Origin of the sequence: Peribacillus simplex (genome assembly GCF_001542915.1) — a bacterium.
In the GTDB taxonomy this organism is placed as follows: Bacteria; Bacillota; Bacilli; order Bacillales; family DSM-1321; genus Peribacillus; species Peribacillus simplex_B.
Genome location: NZ_LNNH01000016.1, coordinates 45,729 through 67,220, shown reverse-complemented (window position 1 = coordinate 67,220; position 21,492 = coordinate 45,729). Strand labels below are relative to the sequence as shown.

General features: G+C 39.2%; 14 protein-coding genes. 7 read left to right on the top strand and 7 right to left on the bottom strand.

The genetic code is table 11. The features are described from left to right. The first annotated feature begins 731 nt into the window (after positions 1-731). Positions 732-2,024 (top strand): MFS transporter, encoded by a 1,293-nt coding sequence (locus tag AS888_RS09610; protein WP_061141961.1) that lies wholly within the window; start codon positions 732-734, stop codon positions 2,022-2,024. A 256-nt stretch (positions 2,025-2,280) separates the two neighbouring features. On the opposite strand, the gene AS888_RS09605 is transcribed toward AS888_RS09610, so the two are convergent. The 4 genes from AS888_RS09605 to AS888_RS09590 all read right to left on the bottom strand — a co-directional run bounded on the left by AS888_RS09605 (position 2,281) and on the right by AS888_RS09590 (position 8,406). Beyond that, positions 2,281-3,669, bottom strand: coding sequence for a PTS sugar transporter subunit IIBC family protein (locus tag AS888_RS09605; RefSeq protein WP_061141960.1), 1,389 nt, complete (start codon positions 3,667-3,669; stop codon positions 2,281-2,283). After that, positions 3,666-5,765, bottom strand: coding sequence for a BglG family transcription antiterminator (locus AS888_RS09600; protein ID WP_061141959.1), 2,100 nt, complete (start codon positions 5,763-5,765; stop codon positions 3,666-3,668). The genes AS888_RS09605 and AS888_RS09600 overlap by 4 nt, the downstream gene beginning before the upstream one ends. Before the next feature lie 48 nt (positions 5,766-5,813). Continuing rightward, positions 5,814-7,298: a xylulokinase gene (xylB, locus tag AS888_RS09595; protein ID WP_081092372.1), complete on the bottom strand. Its 1,485-nt coding sequence runs from the start codon at positions 7,296-7,298 to the stop codon at positions 5,814-5,816. Positions 7,299-7,392: 94 nt separating this feature from the next. Next, entirely contained in the window at positions 7,393-8,406 is a 1,014-nt protein-coding gene (locus AS888_RS09590) for a zinc-dependent alcohol dehydrogenase family protein (RefSeq protein WP_061141957.1), read from the bottom strand. A 302-nt stretch (positions 8,407-8,708) separates the two neighbouring features. On the opposite strand from AS888_RS09590, the gene AS888_RS09585 reads away from it, so the two are divergent. Together AS888_RS09585 and AS888_RS09580 are read left to right on the top strand one after the other, a co-directional pair. Further along, the gene (locus tag AS888_RS09585) at positions 8,709-9,224 is read left to right on the top strand and encodes a DinB family protein (protein ID WP_311316474.1); all 516 of its coding nucleotides are present in this window, start codon (positions 8,709-8,711) and stop codon (positions 9,222-9,224) included. Between the two features lie 18 nt (positions 9,225-9,242). Beyond that, positions 9,243-9,467: a hypothetical protein gene (locus AS888_RS09580; RefSeq protein WP_061141956.1), complete on the top strand. Its 225-nt coding sequence runs from the start codon at positions 9,243-9,245 to the stop codon at positions 9,465-9,467. 296 nt (positions 9,468-9,763) lie between these two features. Here the strand turns inward: AS888_RS09580 and AS888_RS09575 are convergent, their stop codons facing one another. Continuing rightward, positions 9,764-11,164 carry a glycoside-pentoside-hexuronide (GPH):cation symporter gene (locus tag AS888_RS09575; RefSeq protein WP_061141955.1) on the bottom strand — a complete coding sequence of 467 codons (1,401 nt, stop codon included), beginning with the start codon at positions 11,162-11,164 and terminating at the stop codon, positions 9,764-9,766. 313 nt (positions 11,165-11,477) lie between these two features. On the opposite strand from AS888_RS09575, the gene ssuD reads away from it, so the two are divergent. From ssuD to AS888_RS09555, 4 genes are all read left to right on the top strand, one after another. Then, the gene (gene ssuD, locus AS888_RS09570; protein ID WP_061141954.1) at positions 11,478-12,611 is read left to right on the top strand and encodes an FMNH2-dependent alkanesulfonate monooxygenase; all 1,134 of its coding nucleotides are present in this window, start codon (positions 11,478-11,480) and stop codon (positions 12,609-12,611) included. Between the two features lie 238 nt (positions 12,612-12,849). Continuing rightward, positions 12,850-13,305, top strand: coding sequence for a GNAT family N-acetyltransferase (locus AS888_RS09565; RefSeq protein WP_061141953.1), 456 nt, complete (start codon positions 12,850-12,852; stop codon positions 13,303-13,305). A gap of 212 nt (positions 13,306-13,517) precedes the next feature. Then, complete coding sequence (locus tag AS888_RS09560; protein ID WP_061141952.1) at positions 13,518-14,657, top strand: Ig-like domain-containing protein; 1,140 nt, start codon at positions 13,518-13,520, stop codon at positions 14,655-14,657. A gap of 511 nt (positions 14,658-15,168) precedes the next feature. Beyond that, entirely contained in the window at positions 15,169-17,796 is a 2,628-nt protein-coding gene (locus AS888_RS09555) for an Ig-like domain-containing protein (protein ID WP_061141951.1), read from the top strand. Positions 17,797-18,348: 552 nt separating this feature from the next. Here AS888_RS09555 and AS888_RS09545 read toward each other — a convergent pair. Together AS888_RS09545 and AS888_RS09540 are read right to left on the bottom strand one after the other, a co-directional pair. Beyond that, positions 18,349-19,107, bottom strand: a complete 759-nt coding sequence (locus AS888_RS09545; RefSeq protein ID WP_061141949.1) for a hypothetical protein — start codon at positions 19,105-19,107, stop codon at positions 18,349-18,351. A 1,453-nt stretch (positions 19,108-20,560) separates the two neighbouring features. After that, on the bottom strand, positions 20,561-21,226 hold the full coding sequence (locus tag AS888_RS09540; protein WP_061141948.1) for a restriction endonuclease: 666 nt from the start codon (positions 21,224-21,226) through the stop codon (positions 20,561-20,563). Positions 21,227-21,492: the final 266 nt, after the last annotated feature.

The following is a 21,492-nucleotide window of genomic DNA, read 5'->3' as shown; positions in this document are numbered from 1 at the left end:
GTTTATCAAAAAAGTCCATTAGAGGGCTTTTTTTGCTGAAGGTTAGGCGGTAAGGGTGCAGGAGCTAAAAGCAAGTGCTGATCAGCTACTGGAAATATTGGTAAAGCGAGGCTTACCAAGCAAAATGGCCACATGCCGGGTAGAGGTAATCAATAAAGAAAATGATCGTAAGGTACTATCTACCTGACACAGTTTAAACATCATTCCTAAAAGGTACATACAGTTAAACGAGTTTTTTTGAGAGGAGGTAGAGGTTGTATCAATTGAACCATATACAAAGGGAGCGCTTTCATTTAAAATGATGGTACTAAAAGTGAAGCCGAGAGGTGTGTGCAATATGGTGAATAAGGACGAAGGAAATTTTTTAAAAGGTCTTTTGTTTGGTACATCTTTAAGCATACCGTTATGGGTCTCTTTTTTTGGATGGATTAAGATAATAATTACCAGATTATTTTAGAGCCTAATGGCTCTTTTTATTTTGTTTCAGGATGTGAATCGGCGTAGTTTTTCCTTTTTCCAAAACCTTGAGTCTTCTTCTGAGAGAGGAAGATTCAGGGTTTTATTTTGGGAAATATTGAAAATGGTTATTTTCGCAATAGTTAAATTTTGTCATGGAAAAAGCGCCAAAGTTGAGAGAAGTGGCGCCTCAATTTCCCTTTGAACGATGCTATACTAATTGAAATGATGAAAGCGCAATCATGCATTTAATTGATTAGGAAAAGGGGATGTTTATGGGTACGGTTAACGGAATGAACCTGACATTATTAGATAAAATCGGCATTACGAAGTCGCTCGCTTGGGGGTATCTGGGAATCCTGATTTTCATGATGGGTGACGGTTTGGAAATCGCTTGGATGAGTGCTTATTTGCAAGGACGGGGAATGAGCGTCGAACAAACCGCTTCTCTTTATACGGCGTATGGAGTTACCGTTACCATTGCTTCCTTTCTATCTGGAGTGCTTGCTGAAGCTTTCGGTCCTAGAAAAATCATGTTTACGGGTTTATTAGTTTACATAATCGGAACCAGTTCTTTCATAGCTTTTGGCCTTGCCGAGTTGAATCAGGGCACGATGCTGCTCACTTATGCTCTCCGTGGGTTCGGATATCCTCTTTTTGCCTATAGCTTCATGGTATGGATCAATTACCGGAGTCCTAAACATAAGCTGGGAGCGGCAGTGGGGTGGTTTTGGTTTGTTTTTACAGGCGGATTGAATGTGCTGGGTGCTTATTATTCGATATGGGCGATTGAACGGTTCGGGCATATTGGCACTCTATGGACATCGATATTCTGGGTATGTGTTGGAGCAATGTTTGCCATTGTCATGAATCGTGACAAACTGGAACTTAAAAGCAGCAGCATGAGTACCCGAGCAAAATTAAAGGAATTGACAAAGGGCTTTACAATCTTAAAAAGGGAACCAAAGGTTGCGATTGGAGGGGTTGTCCGAACCATCAATACGACTTCCCAATTTGCATTTCCGATTTTTCTGCCGATTCACATGGCCAATTACGGAATTTCCATCAATACATGGCTGACCATGTGGGGCATGATTTTCACGAGCAACATCGTATTCAATGTGATATTTGGAATAGTCGGTGATAAACTAGGATGGCGTAATACGGTAATTTGGTTTGGCGGGGTTTTTGCAGGAATTTCCACACTGCTGTTATTTTATATGCCAATATGGACGAACGGTAATCTTGTACTCGTTTTTATTGCCGGAATGTTCTGGGGGGCTTCGCTTGCAGGTTATGTACCATTATCTGCTTTGGTACCGTCGCTTGTAAAAGAAGATAAAGGAGCGGCTGTTTCTGTATTGAATTTAGGGGCAGGGCTTCCCGTATTTGTCGGCCCGGCGCTTGTAGGTGTTTTATATGAACCGATGGGTGCAAGCGGTTTGATCTGGATGCTTGCGATTTTATATTTCATCAGTGCCATATTGACCGTATTTATCCAATTGCCGGCAAAGGAAAAAGATGAAGCGGAAAAGGTAAACTTGGAAGCAATGGAAAAAACCGTCTGATTCATGCGGACGGCTCAGTAAGTGGACCAAAAGGGGTTCGAAAGGGAGAATTCGGAACCCCTTTTGGGTTTTACGCGTCCATCAGGCTAGGCAGGGGTATTGATGGCTCAACAGTTGGACTAACGTAACAATCAAAATATTTCTCGTATACATCGTCATGATAGCGTTGTTCGAGCACGTTTATACGGTGAGACCGGCAGGCTTTGTCTGATGAAAATGTAGCAGGTCATCGCCGTTTTTATAAATTACAGCGATTTTAATATGATTGATTTCTGTTCTTAATGAGTAAAACGATATCATCATATTCCAGTAAGTTAGATAATGAATTCACCCCTATGATTAGAGTGGATTGATGCATCTGGTTCATTCTTTTTTTTAGTTGGTGCTGAATAATGATCAAATCAGTTTCGGTTGGGATATCATCGATGGAACGGTGCTCGATTTGGATATTCGGCAGCCTGGCTTCCTTCACTTTCCGTCTTAGGATGGCAGCTCCCATTGCGCTTGAAGCCATCCCTCCGTCACAGGAAATCGTAACATGCCGGATGGATGAAAGGCTATAGGGCGGTTCATCAAGAATCATGATGCTTGGACGTTCTTCTTTTTCACCAAGCGGCAAGGTGAGGGACTCCATAGGTGACCCGCTCCGTTTAGCATGGGATCGCACGAGAATAAAGTGAGCGATGATGCATGATACCACGGCCGATAACCCGACTCCTGCTAAAATGATTAATATATCTTCTTGCGGAGCTAGAAACAAGATCAATAGAATGCTGCCGGGAGAAGCTGTGGAAACGAGTCCGACATTAAATATCTGGAAAAAGGAAATGCCAGTGAATCCTCCGGCAATTACTGCAATGAATAAGGCGGGGTTCATTAATATATATGGAAAATACACTTCGTGAATTCCTCCAAAAAGCTGAATTCCAGCGGTTCCTCGGATGGATGGCTTTTCTTCCTTGCTTGAAGTCATCAAATAAGCTAGCAGGACACCGAAGCCTGGTCCAGGATTCGCCTCTACTAGAAAGATGATGCTTTTCCCGAGTTCGCGTGCCTGTTGAATACCGAATGGCGCGACGATCCCATGGTTTATGAGATTATTTAAAAACATCACCTTGGCAGGCTCGATGACCAAGGATAAAAAGGGGAGCCATGCTGATCCGACCAGCATGACCAACCCACTGTTTATATGCTTGAGAACATCGTTCATAAGGGAGCCAACCAAGTAATAACCGGCTAACATCAAACCTATGCTAAGCAACGCATCAATAAGATTGGCAATCAGAAGTTCACTGCCAATCGGAATATAATCCTGTGTTCGCCGTTCCAACCATGCCGAAAGCCAACCGATTGGCGGACTGAATATTATCGCTCCAATGATCATTGGCATATCGGAAGCCATGATGAGCCCGATCATCGCAACATTTGCAACAATGCCCCCGCTATGGCCGCCATAAAGTTTCCCACCTGTATAGGCAAGCATGAGTGGCAACACATATCGATAAATCGGATCGATAAATTGACTCATGCCAGCATCGGGCTTCCATCCATGTGGCCCAAACAAAATATTCAAGATGCCGGCTGCGATTATGATGGAGATATTCTGAAAAACAATCGAACTATATATGCGTCCTATGCGATTCATCTTTGTTTTCCTCTTGCATAAGATAAAATCCTTTCCTGGTAAGCTTGCTGAAAATGCTCTTTCACGGCAATAAGAGTCCATTCCTTGTTGCCGGAAGAGATGGCTCCTGCTAGCTCATCATCAAGAAGGCCGCTTATTAACTCCCCTAAAAGCTGAAAATGCTCACGCGGTGCATCGGGCGGTGCTGCCAATAATAACAAGGTATCGACGACTTGCTTTTTTCCACTTTCAGTATGCCATGGCATTGCTTCCTTCAACGAAATAATGTTGACGAAAAGGGTCCTGACAGCAGCCGTCCGGCTATGCAAGATCCCAATTGAACCTATGGCAAAGCTGCCTTTCCGCTCTCTTTCCTCAAATGCTTCAATCAGCCCTTCGGGGGAGATGACGGCATGCGATCTTGAGACAAAGGCATGAAGCCACGCAAGCTTCTCCTTTGTTGGAAGCGCCTCCATCCATGATAATCCTCTCATCACTTGCGCGAAGGCCTCTCCGTAGTGAGCGATTCCCATAAGTGAAGAGTCTTCTGACGGATGATCATCCGAGCGTGGCCTTTGTGTGCTGCTTTGTTGTTTTTTCAATTTCCCTTTTATTTTTTGAACATCATTGTCGCTTAAAATGGGAGATACGACGACAAGGCGTTCTTCCGTGATGCCGGGGATTTGTATCGTTGATACGATTGCATCGACTTGCCAGTTGTTTTCCAGCCAACCCGGCAGTTCACTAAGCGACAAAACCTCTGAAACCTGAAGGCCGGGGATTTCTTGCTTTAATCTGGATGCAAGTAAGCGAGAGGTGCCAAATCCACTGGCACAAACGACTGCGACGCGCCCTTTTAGATTTTGCTGATTTATTAGTGCTGCCCCCACGTGTATGGCCATATAAGCAATTTCAGCGGGAGGTATCCTAACGCCAAGGTAATTCGAGAGTGATTCAGCGCTTTTCCGGCTTGCTTCATAGACAACGGGATAGTCTCGTTGAATTTGGGAAAGAAGCGGGTTATGAATGGGCAGTCCGTTGCGTATCCGGTTTAGTGCAGGGTAGAAGTGCTTAAGCAGTCCTTCACTTAACATCGGGTCCGTCAATGGCTCATTTAGTTCCGCTTTCACACCTTCGATGAAGATCCTGATTAAATGTGTGGTTTCCTCTTCTTGAAACTGTTCAAGCGGGAGATTAGGCTGGACCCCGTATAAATGAAGGATCAAATAATTTATTTCCTCTTCCGGCAGCTGGATATCCAGTAATTCCTTTAATCTTTCCGCTATAAAATAAGAAGAAGGGTACAACTCGATTAGCTTACGGTCGGCCGCCACAAGATCATTGTTTTGGTCCTTGTGACGCTCGACTGCAAGGGCTAAGTGAAGGGAAACACTGATCCGGTCCCGTTCGTTTGAAAACAGGGAAGGATGACGTTCAGCTGCTTCCGTTAGCACTTTCCCGACTGCATGAAGAATATCCAAATCCAACAGGTCCAAATACATGGACGGGATATGTTTTTCAATCTGCCAATCTTCTTTTTTTCCTGATTTCAATAAATCAAACACGGCCAGCCAATTCTCTGGAAGTGTTTGATTATTTACAACCGCAGTAATGGCCGCTCGTAAATGCTTGTCCTCCCCAGATATGAAAATACCGAGCCCCGGCTTACGAACCAATGTCAAATGAAATTGGTTCAACCAGCCTTCCAGCTCTTGTAAATCATGGCCGATCGTCGCTTCCGTCACATAATATTTTTGGCTGAATACGAACATTTTGGTTGGTGTCTGATCGCGTAACAAGTCACAGATGATTCCAAGCTGCCTGTCTTTTGGAGAAAAGGAGGTCGATTGATGGGCCTTCTCCAGTTCGTCTGCCAGAACCCCTTTACATTCCTCATCCCCAACCAAGCATATCCCGCTTCGAAACTGTTTCATGATCTTCAGTCCATATGACCGTACAATCGGCTTTAACTGGGCTATCTCACGCTGGCAAGTCCGTAAACTGATATCGAGTTCCTCAGCCATATCTTTCGGCATTATCGGAAAGTCGCTTTCAAGAAGACGGTCGATTATCATCTTTTGGCGGCTGCTAATAAATATTTGCGTTTTCTCTGCCATTCTTAACACCTCATTTCTCATCAAGCATGTCCCATCAATTTATATGTACTAAAACAAAGGATTCATCGCTTGTGCAATGGATTGATAGCGGGCAAATTGGGCGTCATACACATGTTGGTTTTCCCGATTGCAAGTAATCCGATTGGCAACCTGATCAAGCATGGGTAAATCGGTGACCGCCTTCCATACTCCGTTGCCAAGTCCAGCCAGAATGGATACACCATAAGCCGGGCCTTCACGTTCCACATGAACCTGAAGATGCTGCTGGTATACGTCAGCAAGCACTTTTGTCCAAATGGGGTTTTTAATGGCACCGCCCGTGACCGTCCAATCCGCCACCTCGATCCCAGCTTTCTCCATCATATCCAATACATCTCTTAAACTATAACAAACACCTTCTATCACGGCACGTGCCATGCTTTTGCGATGATGTCCATATGTTAACCCGAAGAAAACACCTTTCGCCCGGGGGTTATTCAATGGTGACCGTTCTCCATTCAAATAGGGGAAGAACAATAATCCATCTGCACCAGCTTCAACTTGTTCAACCCCATCAAGCAAGTCGTCATAGTTTTCCTTTTCAAAAGTGTCTCGCAGCCACCTTAAAGACATGCCTGCCGATAATGTCGTACCCATCGCATGCCACATTCCAGGCAAGCAATGACAAAACAAATGGAGGGTGCCGGCTTGATCTCTTGCCAGGTCGGGCAGTTCGTTCAGGGGAACGAAAACGGTCCCTGAAGTTCCGATACTGATGCTCCCTTTTCTTTCCGTTATTATTCCATTTCCCAGGGCAGCAGCTGCATTGTCACCGGCTCCGGCTACCACCGGGATTCCGATTGGCAATCCAGTCACCCGTGAAGCTGTTTCGCCAATGGTTCCGACCACTTCCTGACTTTCCGATACAGGGGGAAACCATTCCGAAGAAAAGCCAAGGTCTTTGATTATGTCCCAAGCCCATTCTCTTTTTTGGACATCCAGCAAACATGTCCCACTTGCATCGGTCACATCGGCTGAAAACTCTCCAGTCAATTCATGGACGAGATAATCTTTTGGCATTAAGACCTTCTTTATCCGGGAATATTGATGGGGTTCATTGTTTTTGAGCCATAATAGCTTTGGCGCAGTAAAACCAGGTAGAATCGGATTTCTCGTCGTGGTAAATAAACGATCAGCCCCGATGATTTCTTCGATTTCGCCGCATTCTTTTAAAGTTCTTCCATCATTCCATAAAATCGCTGGCCGGATCGGCTGATTCCGTTCATCTAAAATGACCAGGCTATGCATTTGCCCGGTGGCGCCCACCGCCCGGATGTCTGCCGGATCAACGCCGTTTTTCCATAACCTATGCAAGCAGGCTATGACGGCCTCCCACCAAAGGGAGGGAGATTGCTCACACCAGCCGGGTTGAGGGCTTTCAAACGAATAAGATACATCGGCCGAAGAGACGACATGTCCCATATCATCAATCACCACAGCCTTCGCTCCTTGCGTGCCAATATCGATTCCTACTAATAATGTTGGATTCATCATTTTTTTCCTTTCCGCTGTTTAGTGAAAAGCCGGTCAGCATCGTTTGGGCAGGCAGATATGAACTGCCCAAACGATGGCAAGGACCGGCATGCCGTTATTTTTCAATTTCTACCTGGACTTTAAATTGACTGCTGCTGCGATTTCCTTGTAAATAATCAATCGTTTCCTCAAGCGACAGCTGATCGGAAATAAGGGGCTTTAATTGGATCCGGCCTTCCTTCACCCAGTGGAAAGCAGGGATGAAGGTGTAGTTGATTGCCATGGAACCTAAAACCGTCCAATCATTATTATACAATTTAAATGGATCGAGTGAGATCTTGGCATCTTGGGCAGTCACGCCAAACTGAAGGTATTTACCGGTTTTTCCGATGTAGTCAAATGCCCGTTCGATGACGGAAGGGATTCCGGTAGCATCAACAACAACATCGAAACCATGCGGGTATTTTTCTTGATTCAGCTCTGTTTCCATTTCGTGGCTGAGTACCCCTTTTGTAGCTCCCCACTCGAGCCCCATATCCAACTTTGCCTGATCAAGATCGACGACGACAAGCTCTGAAGCACCGGCCATCTTCAAGGATTGAATCAATTGTTGTCCCATTGCACCAGCCCCAAATAATAAAACGCGTTCCCCCACCTGGAGATCGAGCCGGTTCATGGCATGCACGACACAGGCCATCGGCTCGATGAAGGCAGCTTCTTCAAATGAAAGGGAATCAGGTAATTTGACGACATTTCGAGCCGGGACTTTTACATATTCAGCCATGCTGCCATCAGTGGTATTGCCGAGGGCGCCCCAATTAGTACACTGATTACCGCGATGGGTTAAGCAATATTCACATTCGCCGCAAAATAAAGAAGGATCAGCGGTTACGCGTTCACCTACATGAAAGCCTGTTACATTTTCTCCGATTTCATGAATGACACCAGAAAATTCATGTCCTGGAATGATCGGATAGGGAGACAGGAATTCCCCTTTGTAAATATGGATATCGGTGCCACATATACCGGTATGCTTCACTTTGATCGTTACCTCGCCGGAATGCGGTACAGGATAAGGAACTTCCTTCACGACTGCTTTATAAGGCTCTTCAATCACTAATGCTCTCATTTTCTTTCCTCCTAAAATTTTTTAAATGTTTTAAAGATTATTGATGGTGGTGTAACGTGAATCCGTTTTCATAGTATCATTCTAGCAATCTTGTCCATCGGATTGCACAAGAAGATTCCATAAGTTTGTCACTTGTAAATGGACAAATTTTATATAATGCCCAGAAAAGAAGACAAAAAAAACATAGACCTACTTCATGAAACATATATGATAAATGGATAATTATGTTAATCTTGAAGGGGCTATGGAACAATCTCCGTAAATTATAGGTGAATGGAGAGGGGAGTTTGGGAGCATCGGAAATGATAGAAGCCTATAAAAGTGATTGGCAAAACTATTCCATCGAGCAACTGCAATATATAAATGCCAAGGGAGTTTGGACCATCTGTCAGATGTACGACCATTTAATAGCCGTCGCCCATGAGTATCTTGATAACGTGGAACTTTGTGCGAAAGCGGAAGCGGAGCATGGGCTCGGGAAAACGGAATTTGGTGAGCGGTTATATCGAAATGGCGGCTTTCCTCCGATTAAGATCAAGTTACCGGATGAAATGAACGCCCCGCCAAATAATCAAGATAGTATGGAAAAGCTTACAACAAGGCTGGATCATGTAAAGAACAGATTGCAGGAATGGGAATGGAAGGTGGGTGCGATCAACCCAAACCTCAAAGTGAAGCATGGGGGCTTCGGCTGGCTGAATGCGCAGGAATGGTATGATTTGATTTGGTCGGCATGCATTTCCATCATCATTTGCGCCAAAAGGCCGAACTCGAACTCCATATTGAAAATGGAAAAAAAAGAATATACAAAATATTGATAGCGAGGATGGGCAGCAATGAATATACAAACGAATCAACTATCCATTAAATTAAAGATTAAAAACAGGCGGAATTTTAACCTTCAATCTCATTTACATGAAATGTGCGATTACAGCAAGGAATATGAGCATGATATCGTGGAGGTTCAAAAGGTCAATATGATAAACGGCGGGAATTATGAAATTGTCATCAGTATCACAAGAGATCTGGATTGCCTAGGTGAACCAATGGATCGTTATTAAGCCCACATAGACATAATAGGTGGGTGGAAGGTGGAGGATGGAACAAAGGAAAAAGCCAAGGCGCTCCTCGTACCGTGGCCTAAAAGGTTAGATAGAATGAATAATGTAAGTATGCCCCATCCAAGGTTCAAGATGATTCATAAGTGAATGGTTTTTTGCACCGAACGATTTGGGGGAAAGGTGAGGAAAAGGTGCGTCCACAAATTTTCCTCGCCTCTTTTATACGTGCAGTGCATCTATTGGTTATTCGAACTTTATGGAAACTAAGACAAATGGAATTAAGTTTAAAAGAATAACTACATGGAAACATTATCTTTACGTTCACTAAGATCTTTAATGATACGATTGTATTTTTCGTCCGATAGTTTATAGAATATTGCGACAACTACAATGGTAGCCATGGCCAGAGTGCTTGGATAGATAAACATTAACCCTCTAATACTTTGCTGTACATCTGCAGATTGAACCGCATTTGGCACATAACCGACTAAACCTAATACAAGCCCGGGAACGAAACCTGCAATTGCTTGAGAAAGCTTACGACAGAAGGTGAAGAACGAATAAACAACGCCCTCGGATCTGTTACCGGTTTTCCATTCTCCATATTCGACAGCATCAGAAACTAAAGCCCAGTTTAAACTGTTTACAAATGAACTTCCAAAAAAAGCAAAGCAGGCTAGGATAATGAAAATCACGGCGTTATCTGCAAAAATATAAGCTGAAATGTCTCCTACAGCCCATATGGCGCAACCTATTATATATGTAAACTTCTTACCAACTTTTTTGACCATGAAAGGGACGAGTGCAACGCCAATGAACACGCATCCAATACTAAAAAAGCCCATATAAGGTACAATCGAAACGTTCTTCAATACATACTGACAAAAATAGACCTGAACAGCAAGTTTGACGTTAAAAGCTGAAAAGGTAAATAAATTTACTAAGCACAGAACAAGTAAAGGCGTATTTTTTAATAAGCCTTTATAACTGTCCATCAACTTGACCTTTGTTTCCTTTGGTTTTTCGTGCACATATCTTTCTTTTACATTGGCATAACCGTAAATTTGCAATAAGACACCCAAGAAGGCAAAAACGGATACAGCCACGACATAACCAGTAGATTCACTATTGAACATGAATACAATAGGCATAAATCCTACAGTCGTAATTAGAAGTCCTAAATTTGAGCCCGCTTGCCTAAATGATGCCAATTCCGCCCTTTCCACGGGATCTTTCGTCATAGCAGGCACCATTGATCCATAAGGAATATTTGAGATGCTGTAAATGGTTCCGAACGCCATGTAGGTTACAAATGCCCAGACAGTTTTTCCTGTCAGCGAGAAATCCGGATTCGTAAAACTGACAATCGTTATTAAAGCAAGTGGAATCGCAGCATACAAGATGAATGGCCGAAATTTACCCTTAGGCCCAATATTCTTTCTGTTATCAATCCAAGTGCCGACTGTGATATCCGCGAATGCATCCCAAATTTTCGTTATTAAAAAGACTAATCCAGCTGTTGCGGAAGACAAACCCAGTGAGTCCGTATAAAACTTGAGCAAGTAAATTTGACCAAGATCAAACAAGAAATTATTACCTACATCTCCTAAACCGTAAGCGATTTTCTCCTTAAGTTTAAGCTGTTTAGATGTATTGACCGATTGTATCCCCGTATCATTAACTACTGGTTGTGCCATAACTTCTCTCCTTAGACTGTTTGGATTTTCTTTTTTCTTCCTTCTCTTTTTGCAACAGAATAAAGAACCCTTTGGTTGTCCAATCGGAAGTTCATTTTATAATAATTGCATTATTCCGATTGAAATGCAAGGATTTATTAAATTGTTCATTCTAAAAAGATTGATAATTTACTATATTCTCATTATTTATTCCTTGAATGGCTATCAGATTAGTGTATAATGTGATTGGATTATACAATTGCTATGCTAATGTTTCCAAAGGAATGCAAGAGGAAACAACCGGTGGATTATTTCAGTACAGGAGGAAGATAAAATGAATGTGTTTTGGTTTATTCCAACAGGCGGGGACAGCCGCTATTTAGGGACATCAAAAGGCGGCCGTGATGTGGATTTCGATTATATGAAACAGCTTGCGCAAGCCATTGACTCGTTAGGATATCAGGGAGCTTTACTACCAACTGGACGATCTTGTGAAGATGCATGGGTAACGGCATCTTCGTTATTATCCGTCACTTCACGCATGAAATTTCTCGTAGCTCTTCGTCCAGGACTAATGCTGCCGTCCGTCGCGGCCCGTATGACGTCAACATTCGATAGACTATCAGGTGGACGTCTCTTGATCAATGTCGTTTCAGGAAGTAATCCCGCCGAGCAAGTTGGCGATGGTATTACGGTTGACCATGATGAAAGGTATGAACTGACAAATGAATTTTTAGACGTATGGCGCTCCCTATTGGCAGAGGAAGAAGTGGAATATGAAGGAAAACACTTACATATTGACGGCGGCCGTCTTATTTTTCCACCGGTTCAAACACCTCACCCTCCTATTTATTTTGGCGGATCCTCAGAGAAAGCTCTTTCTGTAGCCGCTAAACACTGTGATGTGTATTTAACATGGGGGGAACCCGTTGATGCAGTAAAAGAAAAAATCAATAGAGTAAAAGCACTGGCTGAAAAAGAAGGACGTACCCTAACATTCGGCATTCGTTTACATGTCATTGTTCGTGAAACGGAAGAAGAAGCTTGGCAAGCAGCCAATGAATTAATTAAATATGTGGATGACGAGACAATTGAATCCGCACAAAAGGAATTGAGTAAACATGTTTCAGAGGGGCAACGTCGTATGCTAGCACTTTCTAGTGGAAGTAAAGACAATCTGGAAATCAGCCCTAACTTATGGGCAGGTGTCGGTCTAGTACGTGCTGGTGCTGGGACGGCATTAGTCGGTGACCCGATAACGGTGGCCGAACGCCTGAAAGAATACCAAGCCGTTGGCATCGACACCTTCATTTTATCTGGGTATCCACATCTGGAAGAAGCCTATCGTGTAGCCGAATTATTATTCCCTCATTTACCATTGAACTCGATTCAGGAGAGGGAGCAAAAGCAAGCTGCTAAATTTAATCACGGAGTGGTCATTGCAGATAGCATACATCCAACTAAATAGCCTATCAAAAACGCTCATAGAATCAGGGTCTCGACTTTTACGTTGAGGTCTTTTTCTAATAGGTCCAAATTACATATCGGTTTGTCCACTCCATTCAAGTACCCTTTCTTATCCCCAATAATTACGCGGATAAGAAAGGGTAAGGTTCACGTGCTTCTCATCAATAAGCAACCGAATAATACGTTAAAGTAATGAGGCAGAGCTCATTTTCATCGTAAAGAATAAGGAGGCGATTTTTATGGAAATTAAAATAGATGATTTGAATGGATCTGAAGTGATTGCACTGGTGAGCGAGCACCTCCATGGTATGACCCTGCATTCCCCTTCAGAAAGTATACATGCCCTAAATCTTGAGGCATTGAGAAAACCAGAAATTACATTCTGGAGTGTATGGGAAGGAGATCAATTAGTTGGATGCGGGGCACTTAAAGAAATTGATGATCAACATGGTGAGATAAAATCAATGCGAACATCTTCATCACATCTAAGAAAGGGTGTGGCAAAACAGCTGCTTGAATACATAATGGAAGTAGCCAAGCAACGTGGCTATCGGCGCTTAAGTTTGGAAACGGGATCGATGGATGCTTTCGAACCAGCAAGAAGACTTTACGCAAGTATCGGATTCCAATATTGTAAGCCGTTTTCCGATTACATCGAGGACCCAAATAGCGTATTTATGAAAAAGGAACTGTAAGTTTTCTTCTAACTAAAGAGTGCTTTTTTACTAACCGGATCTCAATAGACCTAATAGGAAACCCAGCTGCCTGTGAAGGTAGCTGGGTTTTAAGTCGGGGTGTGAAATGGCACGTAACAATATCCATATAGAAACTTATGGTAATTAAGGTGCTTTTGTATTAGTATAAGTGAAGTGAGTGGTTCTTTATAACGAATGTAGGAGGAGTGATTGTGCGCAATAAAGGTATTTTGTCGTTGGTTGCGGTAGGTCTATTTGCTTCGTCATTGTCTGTAGATGTTGTTAAGGCAGAAGGAAACGAGAACGAATTGGTAAGAAAAGCTCTAGAAAGTCAAATGGAAAAACCACTTGAAAAAAGATTCATTGAATCTAGGACGTTTAATCAACTGGAAAGAGAAGTTAAAGGTTCACAAGCGAAATCCGTTGAAGGGTTTAGGAAAATGAGCAGATCTTCCAGTGATGAAGACTATATTTATGAAACCGAGTACAATGATGACTTTGGCTCAGCAGATAATTCGTCATTTGAAAAAACAACAATCGGTCAATTGCTTCCTCTATATGATGTAGACTTTTCCAAAGTGGCCGTTCCTAGTGATGGAGTTTTGTTAGTAGCAGGATCAGCATCCTCATATGCCATTGACCTAGGGTTTGCAGCGGTACAAAAAGATTATGTTGATAATAGCAACTTGGAATACTTAGGAAACAAATACGAAGAAGACGTTGAATTAAGAGCGTATGACGTCAAAAAAGGCACATACTACATAGGCGTTTACGACCAGGATAATAATTACAATCTTGACGATAATACAGAAGATGACATATATGCTATTGCAACAGGATTTGTAGACGATGTTAAACCAAATAAGCCAACTGTAAATAAAGTTGACAACAATGACAAAGTGGTGACCGGAAAAGCAGAGTCCAGTACTACTGTTACTGTTAAAAATGGAAGCAAGGTGTTAGGTTCTGTAAAAGCAACATCCAAAGGGACATACTCTATAAAGATCGCCGTTCAAAAAGCAGGCACGAAGTTGTCCATTTCAGCTAAAGATAGCGCAGGGAATGTAAGTTCAAGTGCATCGGTAACTGTTGCTGATGTGGTCGCACCTAGCAAGCCAACAATAAAGAAAGTAGATGACAATGATAAGGTGGTTACCGGGAAAGCGGAAGCAAGTTCAACTGTAACTGTGAAGGCAGGAAGCAAAACCCTTGGTTCAGCAAAAGCAAACTCTAAAGGTACCTACTCAGTCAAGATCAAAGCACAGAAAAAAGGAACCACGCTTACTGTAACTGCAAAAGATAAGGCCGGGAATACCAGTTCCAAGGCCACGACAAAAGTTGTAAAACACTAAGTTCCATAAAAAAGGCGAGGATAAATTCCTCGGCTTTTTGTTTTTCTGTTTAGATCGTTTATATGAAAATGTAACAAAAAAAGAGAAAAAATATGAATATTACATAGTAAACCTTATTAAAATATATACTAATTACCTTCATCGATACAATACCATCTTTCCCTATCTTGGCATTAGTAGAAGAAGAAATTTTAAGTTGTTTTTGTAAATTAATTTTCTCATTTTTCTCTTGTGAAGCGTTGATATTAAAGGTGCATAACTAAACATATGGGAGCCATTTACATACAACATAGAAATATCCGATGGTGTTGAACATTGGTACAAACACACATACTTAAGCTCCCCATCAAATAAGGTGGGGGCCTTTGTAAATATCTATTTAGATATAATGAGAATAGGTGCAAAAGCATTAGTTTTTTTGGATAATTGGTGTATAATGGAATAATTGTAAGGCTAATATATTAATAGTGTGAACTCATTATATATAATTTATTATTAATTGGAGGCAAAAATGTATAAATATTTAACAATACTAGTTTTTACTGCACTGTTCATTCTTGGTTTTCGAGTAGAGGATATTGTAAAGGCTAGTGAAGGAACAAGTGTAAAAGGAATAATTAAAGAAAATGCAACATGGACAAAGGAAAATTCCCCTTACTATTTAACTGGTGATATTCAAATTGCAAATGGAATTAAATTAAATGTAGAACCTGGAGTTATAATAAAAGGGAATAATAATCGAATTAGAGTTTTCGGGGATTTTGAAGCAATTGGCAAATCTGAATCAAAAATAATATTTAAAAATGTAAATATAGAGCCAGGAAGTGGAAGTTCTAGTGAACAGTTTCTAATTGATATTGAAAGTGCCGAAATTATTCAAGGGAGCTTATATAGACCTACAGGATATGGAGTCTATGGGAGTTTTGTATTAAAGGATTCAAAGTTAGTTGATTTAACGCAAGATTCCTTTTACCTTTGGTATCCAACTAGAGATGTTTATATTGAACGTAATGTATTTGTAAATAGTGGTGGAATAAGTGTGGGTACAAGTGATGGTGTTAAGGTAAATATCATAAACAATGTATTCTACAATTATACTAACTATGCGATTGAAAATTGGGCTAGTTATGATAATTCTGAAACTATTGTTTCTCATAATTCTTTTTTAATTCCTAAACTAAATGATTTAGGTGACCCAATAACAAGTAAGGATACTTTGGTTTTACCCGCTGGTTACACGAATGCTAAAATGATAGCAACTAATAATTATTGGGGAACAACAGATGAATCGTTTATTGATAATATGGTCTTTGATAAGAATGATGATCTAAGCTCATCTTCATATATAAACTTTAAACCGTATCTAAAAAACCCAGACCCTAACACACCTGAGTTTGAAAATACACCTCCTGAACACCCTATTGTAGATAGGATAACTAATAGAGATACCTTTATTCAGGGGGAAGGAGAAAAAAATGCCACCATTAATGTCTACACTGAATATAACTATTTTGTTGGGAATACAAAAATAGATTCTAATGGTAAGTTTAAAATGCCAATACAACCAATTAAAGAAGGTACTCAGTTAGTCATTATAGCAACTGATGAATGGTTTAATAAAAGTAACCCTTCCCTTGTTATTGTAGAGGATGTAATCTCCCCTAATATCCCTACGGTAAATGAGGTAACAGACAAATCAACTAGCATGACAGGATCAGCAGAAGCAGGTTCTTCTATCACAATCAAAGCAGGAACGACCGTTATAGGATCAGGTACTTCCAATACAGAAGGTGAATATAAGGTTACAATACCAAAACAAAAAGCAGGAACGAAGTTATTGGTAACTGCCACGGATGATGAAGGAAACAGTAGTGAAGTGAAGGAAGTTACAGTGAAAGATGTGACAGCTCCAGATTCACCCACGGTAAATGAAGTAACAGAAAATTCCACAAGTGTGACAGGAACAGCGGAAGCAGGTTCTACTATTACGGTCAAAGCGGGAACGACGGTAATAGGATCAACGACTGTTGATACTGAGGGCAAATATACGGTTTCAATACCAAAACAAAAATCAGGAACAATACTTTCTGTAACAGCTACAGATGGTGTAGGAAATACAAGTGAAGTGAAGGAAGTAACGGTAAAAGATGTGACAGCTCCACGTTCACCTGCAATAATTGAAGTAACGGAAAATTCCACAAGTGTGACAGGAACAGCGGAAGCAGGTACTACCATTACGGTCAAAGCGGGAACGACGGTAATAGGGACAGTACCTGTTGATACTGAAGGCAAATATACGGTTACAATACCAAAACAAAAAGCAGGAACGAAATTAACAGTAACGGCAACAGATGTTGCAGGGAACATCAGTGAAGTAAAAGAAGTAACGGTGAAAGACGTAACAGCTCCATCAGTCCCAACAGTCAATACTGTATATGATAACGCTACTGTTATTAGTGGTAAAGTTGAAACAAATGCAAAAGTATATGCATTAGCGGGAAGCAAGAAAATCGGAGAAGCAACGGCAAAAAATGGAGCATATACGATTAAGATTGCAAAACAAAAAGCAGGATCAAACATTTCTGTTTATGCTACAGATACTTCAGGTAATAAGAGTGGAAGTAAAACAGTTAAAGTTATAGATAAAACTCCACCAAGCCCCCCAACAGCCAATACTGTATATGATAACGCTACTGTTATTAGTGGCAAAGCTGAAACAAATGCAAAAGTATATGCAATGGTGGGAAGCAAGAAAATCGGAGAAGCAACGGCAAAAAATGGAGCATATACGATTAAGATTGCTAAACAAAAAGCAGGAACAAGCATTTCTGTTTATGCAGTTGATTCGGTAGATAATAAGAGTGGAAGTAAAACAGTTAAGATAATCGACAAAACTGCACCTTCTGTACCCTCAGTCAATAAAATTTTAAGTAACACAGTATCGGTAACGGGCAAAAGTGAAAAGGGAGCATCAATTTATATTTACAATGGAAGTAAGAAGCTTGGCCAAGGAATAGTGGATAGCCGAGGATATTATAAAGTGAAAATCAAGGCACAAAAGAAGGGTTCAACCATAAAGATTTACGCTCAAGATAAATCAGGCAACCAGAGTGATGCCAAAAAAATGAAGGTAAGCTAGGCTTAACGATTATTTTCAAAAAGAAAGGGGGCAGCTTCCAAAAGTCTTTTTTGACTTTTAGAGGCTGCCCCCTTATTATTTTTTCAACCCTTATTTACTTAATAAGCTCGTTACAAAGAAGTATTGTGGTACTATTATTTGTATCTTTGAACAAAAAGAATCGGCTCCCCAAATTAATATTGTGAAAATTTTAGCGTTTTCTTCTTATACATGATTCTTGAAATAAAGTTCCATATCGCTGATTTAACCTTTATTTCAGCAGATTTTTGGTCGAATATAATAAAAATTAGGCTTGATATACAAATCTGATTAATAAAGAAGATATCATTACGATAGAGCAAATACTTAGAACAATAAACGGAAATTTAGATTTATTGTTGTAATTTGCATAAGCCAATACAGAGGTGAAAAATAAAAATACTACTTGCATCCAAATAGGCTGTTCAAAAGGACCTGTTCGCAATAATATAGTTACAGCCAATGCAGAAAAAATTAGTATTATAGTAAAAGGATAAATCATCCTCCGCATCTTCTTTATCCCCCTTTGTTATTTTATGCACATGGTCTTGTGCCGTAATACCAACTTCCAGTTTTATTATAAGATTTATTGAATGTTTTTCCGAATAAAGTGAAGTTAATTCTTGGGTTTTGATATCTATATTGATACAAATTTTCACAACCGGTAAATTTCTTGGAACTACTTCGATAATTATCAACTTTAAAAGTACCACTCAATAATTTTTGAGAGAAGTATGTTCCTGCTCCAACAATACCTAACCATGCGCTAATTGTACCAGCATAATCAGTTTTAGCAAATTTAAAACCAGTGAGATAAGCAGTACCAATCACGCCGCCAATGACTGTTATTATAGCACTCAAAGAATTTACATGTTTGTTATAACTAAGAGTGGTAGTAGACATATATTTAGGTGCACTTGAAGCAGCCATTATCGCCGAAATAGTAACGTCTGAATTTCCTAATTCTGGTTCTATTGTTTCATCCATCTTAAATTCACCTTTTTCACCATTCAATAGAAAATAATTATCGCCTTTATGATAAACAAATTCTTGTATTTCGCCAGTAGATGATTCAGTAATTACTTCAACAGTGTCATTTTCAACAGATTCAATTGTAGAAAGAACAATTTCATTGTCATTTTCTGTTTTAATAACTATCTTTTCTTCTGTTGATTCTAATACATTTACTGACAAATTTTGATTATCTTTAGTTGAAGCATTAGCAGTAATTGGCCCTATACTAGCTAATGTAAGTGATACAGTAAGGATGAACGATAAAGGTTTTTTATACATTTATTAGGCACTCCTTTTTAATTATTATCAGAATGCTATTAAACTAGATACAAATAAACGTTAACAAAAATATATTTCATGATCTCCCAGTACTACAAGATAATTTTGGACAGGTAATGATAGTATCCAAACTATTTTATACGGCACTAATTTCGGTTGAATTTGTTGTTTCAGCTTTTACTTGTGGGATTGCAACAAAAACATTAGAAAATAATAACAGAGATAAACATTATACTAACTTTAAAAGTTTCTTTTTAACATTCATTGATATACACTCCTCTTTTTCTATGTTTATAGATAAATTGTCCCTAAACCCCTAAGTCTATAGTATGGAATATTTATGAAAAAATAAAGTTTTTTTACAAAAATAGAAATAATATATGTAAAAAGGAGTGAATTTAAACTATAAATGGTTGGATTGCATGAATATAGGAATTTCTAGCCTTGGAAGGTACAATTTAGTGAGAACTTCAGTTTTATATTTAATTGATGATTGCGTAGGATTCCATATGAATGAACCTAATTTATAAAAAATAATGGATATCTCCAAAAAAGATTTATGAGAGGAAGCATTTGAAAATCAGTCGAGGACAAGTATTTTTGTTAAAAAACACAATGAATATTAGTGAATTTAAAGAGTGGAATAATAAAATAGACATAAATCAATAATCAACTGGGTTAGTTATTAAAGATAATAAACAAGCAGATTCGTATAATATAACTGCCAAAGAATTATTTGAAAAGATTGGTAAAATATATTAAAAAAATGTTATTAGAGACAAAATATTTTTTATAGCAAAAAGAATGAGGAATAATTTCATCCAAGGAATAAAAAAATAGGTGATATTAAATCTGATCATAAAGAATTCAATAAAAAGAAATGGATATTTAATGTATATTATGTCTTTAATAGAGGTCTAAAAATAATAAAGAATTTAAATTTTTATTATTAGCATTTTTATTTTTAAAAAAGATGCTTTTTATATTAATTAATTATGATTTCGTATCGAGTAATACAATGGATAAATTCTTATTTAATATTTTTGAGGGGATATTCAAAATTGCGACACAGAATAATTGTGAATTTGTAGCTTGACGGGGAGTAAATTAAAATGAATCAAAAACTTCGGAACCTAGGTTGAAAATAGATTTAGGTTTTCCAATGATTAAATTCCTCAAACTTTGTGGTGTTACGAGCCCAATAACTATTCACATAACACCTAGCGATCTTAATTTTAATTGATGCTTCCGTTTTGATTAGATAACTTAACAACAGATTTAAATTTACTGATATTATATTATCCTTTCCTAGTCTGTAATACACAGGTCATATCACTCGGATATTTAAAACTTATTTTTTAGGATTATTCTCAAACTATTTACAACAAGTACGATAATATGGTGCTGTAAGATAAACACAATTTGATTAGTGGTATAATGGAAGAACTAATTCTTAATTAGATTTATTTATATTAATTTCACTTATGATATTAATTAATTGTTGACCATCAATAAGTATAATAGGCTTATTAGCTACATAATGTACAGCCGTATTAGCAAAGGAGCTAGTTGTAACATAAAATCCTTCCTGAGCTTGTATGTCGATTAAAGCACTGTGAAACTTTTGAATTTCGGGACGTCCGATTCTTTTAGTAGCGTATCTCTTACATTCAACTATTGAAATATAGCCTTCTTTTCTTAATATAATATCTTTTCCACCATCTCCACTTGCCGAAGTAACTGTAGCTTCGTACCCTTTCGAAGAAAATAAGTCTGCTATGTAATATTCAAAGTCCCTATGTGGCATCATTTTTAGGTTATCGAGGTCAGCCCCATTTTTTAGTTTTTCTAATCTTTCTCTTTCTTTTTGTTTTTTAATTAGGGCTTGTTCATTTTTCTTCATTAATTTATATTTGTGAAGGGAAAAGAATAGTCCTATACAGAGAGCAAAAAGGTATCCCCACTGGAACAAATTCCAATCCCTTGAAAGGCTAATTAAATTGTCTAAGAATAAGGCAATTAAATGTAAAATATAAAATATAAGAAATATGCCTAAAAAAAGAGTAAGTAAAATAAGTTCACTACTTTTCGAAGTAGCTTTTCTTTTTCTGCGAGCCATCAATAATCCCTCCTAAGTTTATTTTTTCCAATATTGCGGAAATTTAGAGGGGAGGATAAGAAATATTTTTTTTGAGACAGTATGATAAATTAATTACTCAAGGATTTAAATTTAGCTTAAAGAAGGTTTTCAAACTCTTAAAGTCAATTCATAAAGAGGTAACGAACGTTGTTCCTGATGGTCTTTATTTATAAAGTTGAATTGTACAAATAAACTGCACTCAATAAAATAAAAACCCCTCCAATTTTTTGCAATTGGGGGGGAGA

Coding starts and splice junctions, on each gene's coding strand:
- AS888_RS09610 (WP_061141961.1), top strand. CDS start 732: ATGGGTACGGTTAACGGAATGAACCTGACATTATTAGATAAAATCGGC.
- AS888_RS09605 (WP_061141960.1), bottom strand. CDS start 3,669: ATGAATCGCATAGGACGCATATATAGTTCGATTGTTTTTCAGAATATC.
- AS888_RS09600 (WP_061141959.1), bottom strand. CDS start 5,765: ATGGCAGAGAAAACGCAAATATTTATTAGCAGCCGCCAAAAGATGATA.
- xylB (WP_081092372.1), bottom strand. CDS start 7,298: ATGATGAATCCAACATTATTAGTAGGAATCGATATTGGCACGCAAGGA.
- AS888_RS09590 (WP_061141957.1), bottom strand. CDS start 8,406: ATGAGAGCATTAGTGATTGAAGAGCCTTATAAAGCAGTCGTGAAGGAA.
- AS888_RS09585 (WP_311316474.1), top strand. CDS start 8,709: ATGATAGAAGCCTATAAAAGTGATTGGCAAAACTATTCCATCGAGCAA.
- AS888_RS09580 (WP_061141956.1), top strand. CDS start 9,243: ATGAATATACAAACGAATCAACTATCCATTAAATTAAAGATTAAAAAC.
- AS888_RS09575 (WP_061141955.1), bottom strand. CDS start 11,164: ATGGCACAACCAGTAGTTAATGATACGGGGATACAATCGGTCAATACA.
- ssuD (WP_061141954.1), top strand. CDS start 11,478: ATGAATGTGTTTTGGTTTATTCCAACAGGCGGGGACAGCCGCTATTTA.
- AS888_RS09565 (WP_061141953.1), top strand. CDS start 12,850: ATGGAAATTAAAATAGATGATTTGAATGGATCTGAAGTGATTGCACTG.
- AS888_RS09555 (WP_061141951.1), top strand. CDS start 15,169: ATGTATAAATATTTAACAATACTAGTTTTTACTGCACTGTTCATTCTT.
- AS888_RS09545 (WP_061141949.1), bottom strand. CDS start 19,107: ATGTATAAAAAACCTTTATCGTTCATCCTTACTGTATCACTTACATTA.
- AS888_RS09540 (WP_061141948.1), bottom strand. CDS start 21,226: ATGGCTCGCAGAAAAAGAAAAGCTACTTCGAAAAGTAGTGAACTTATT.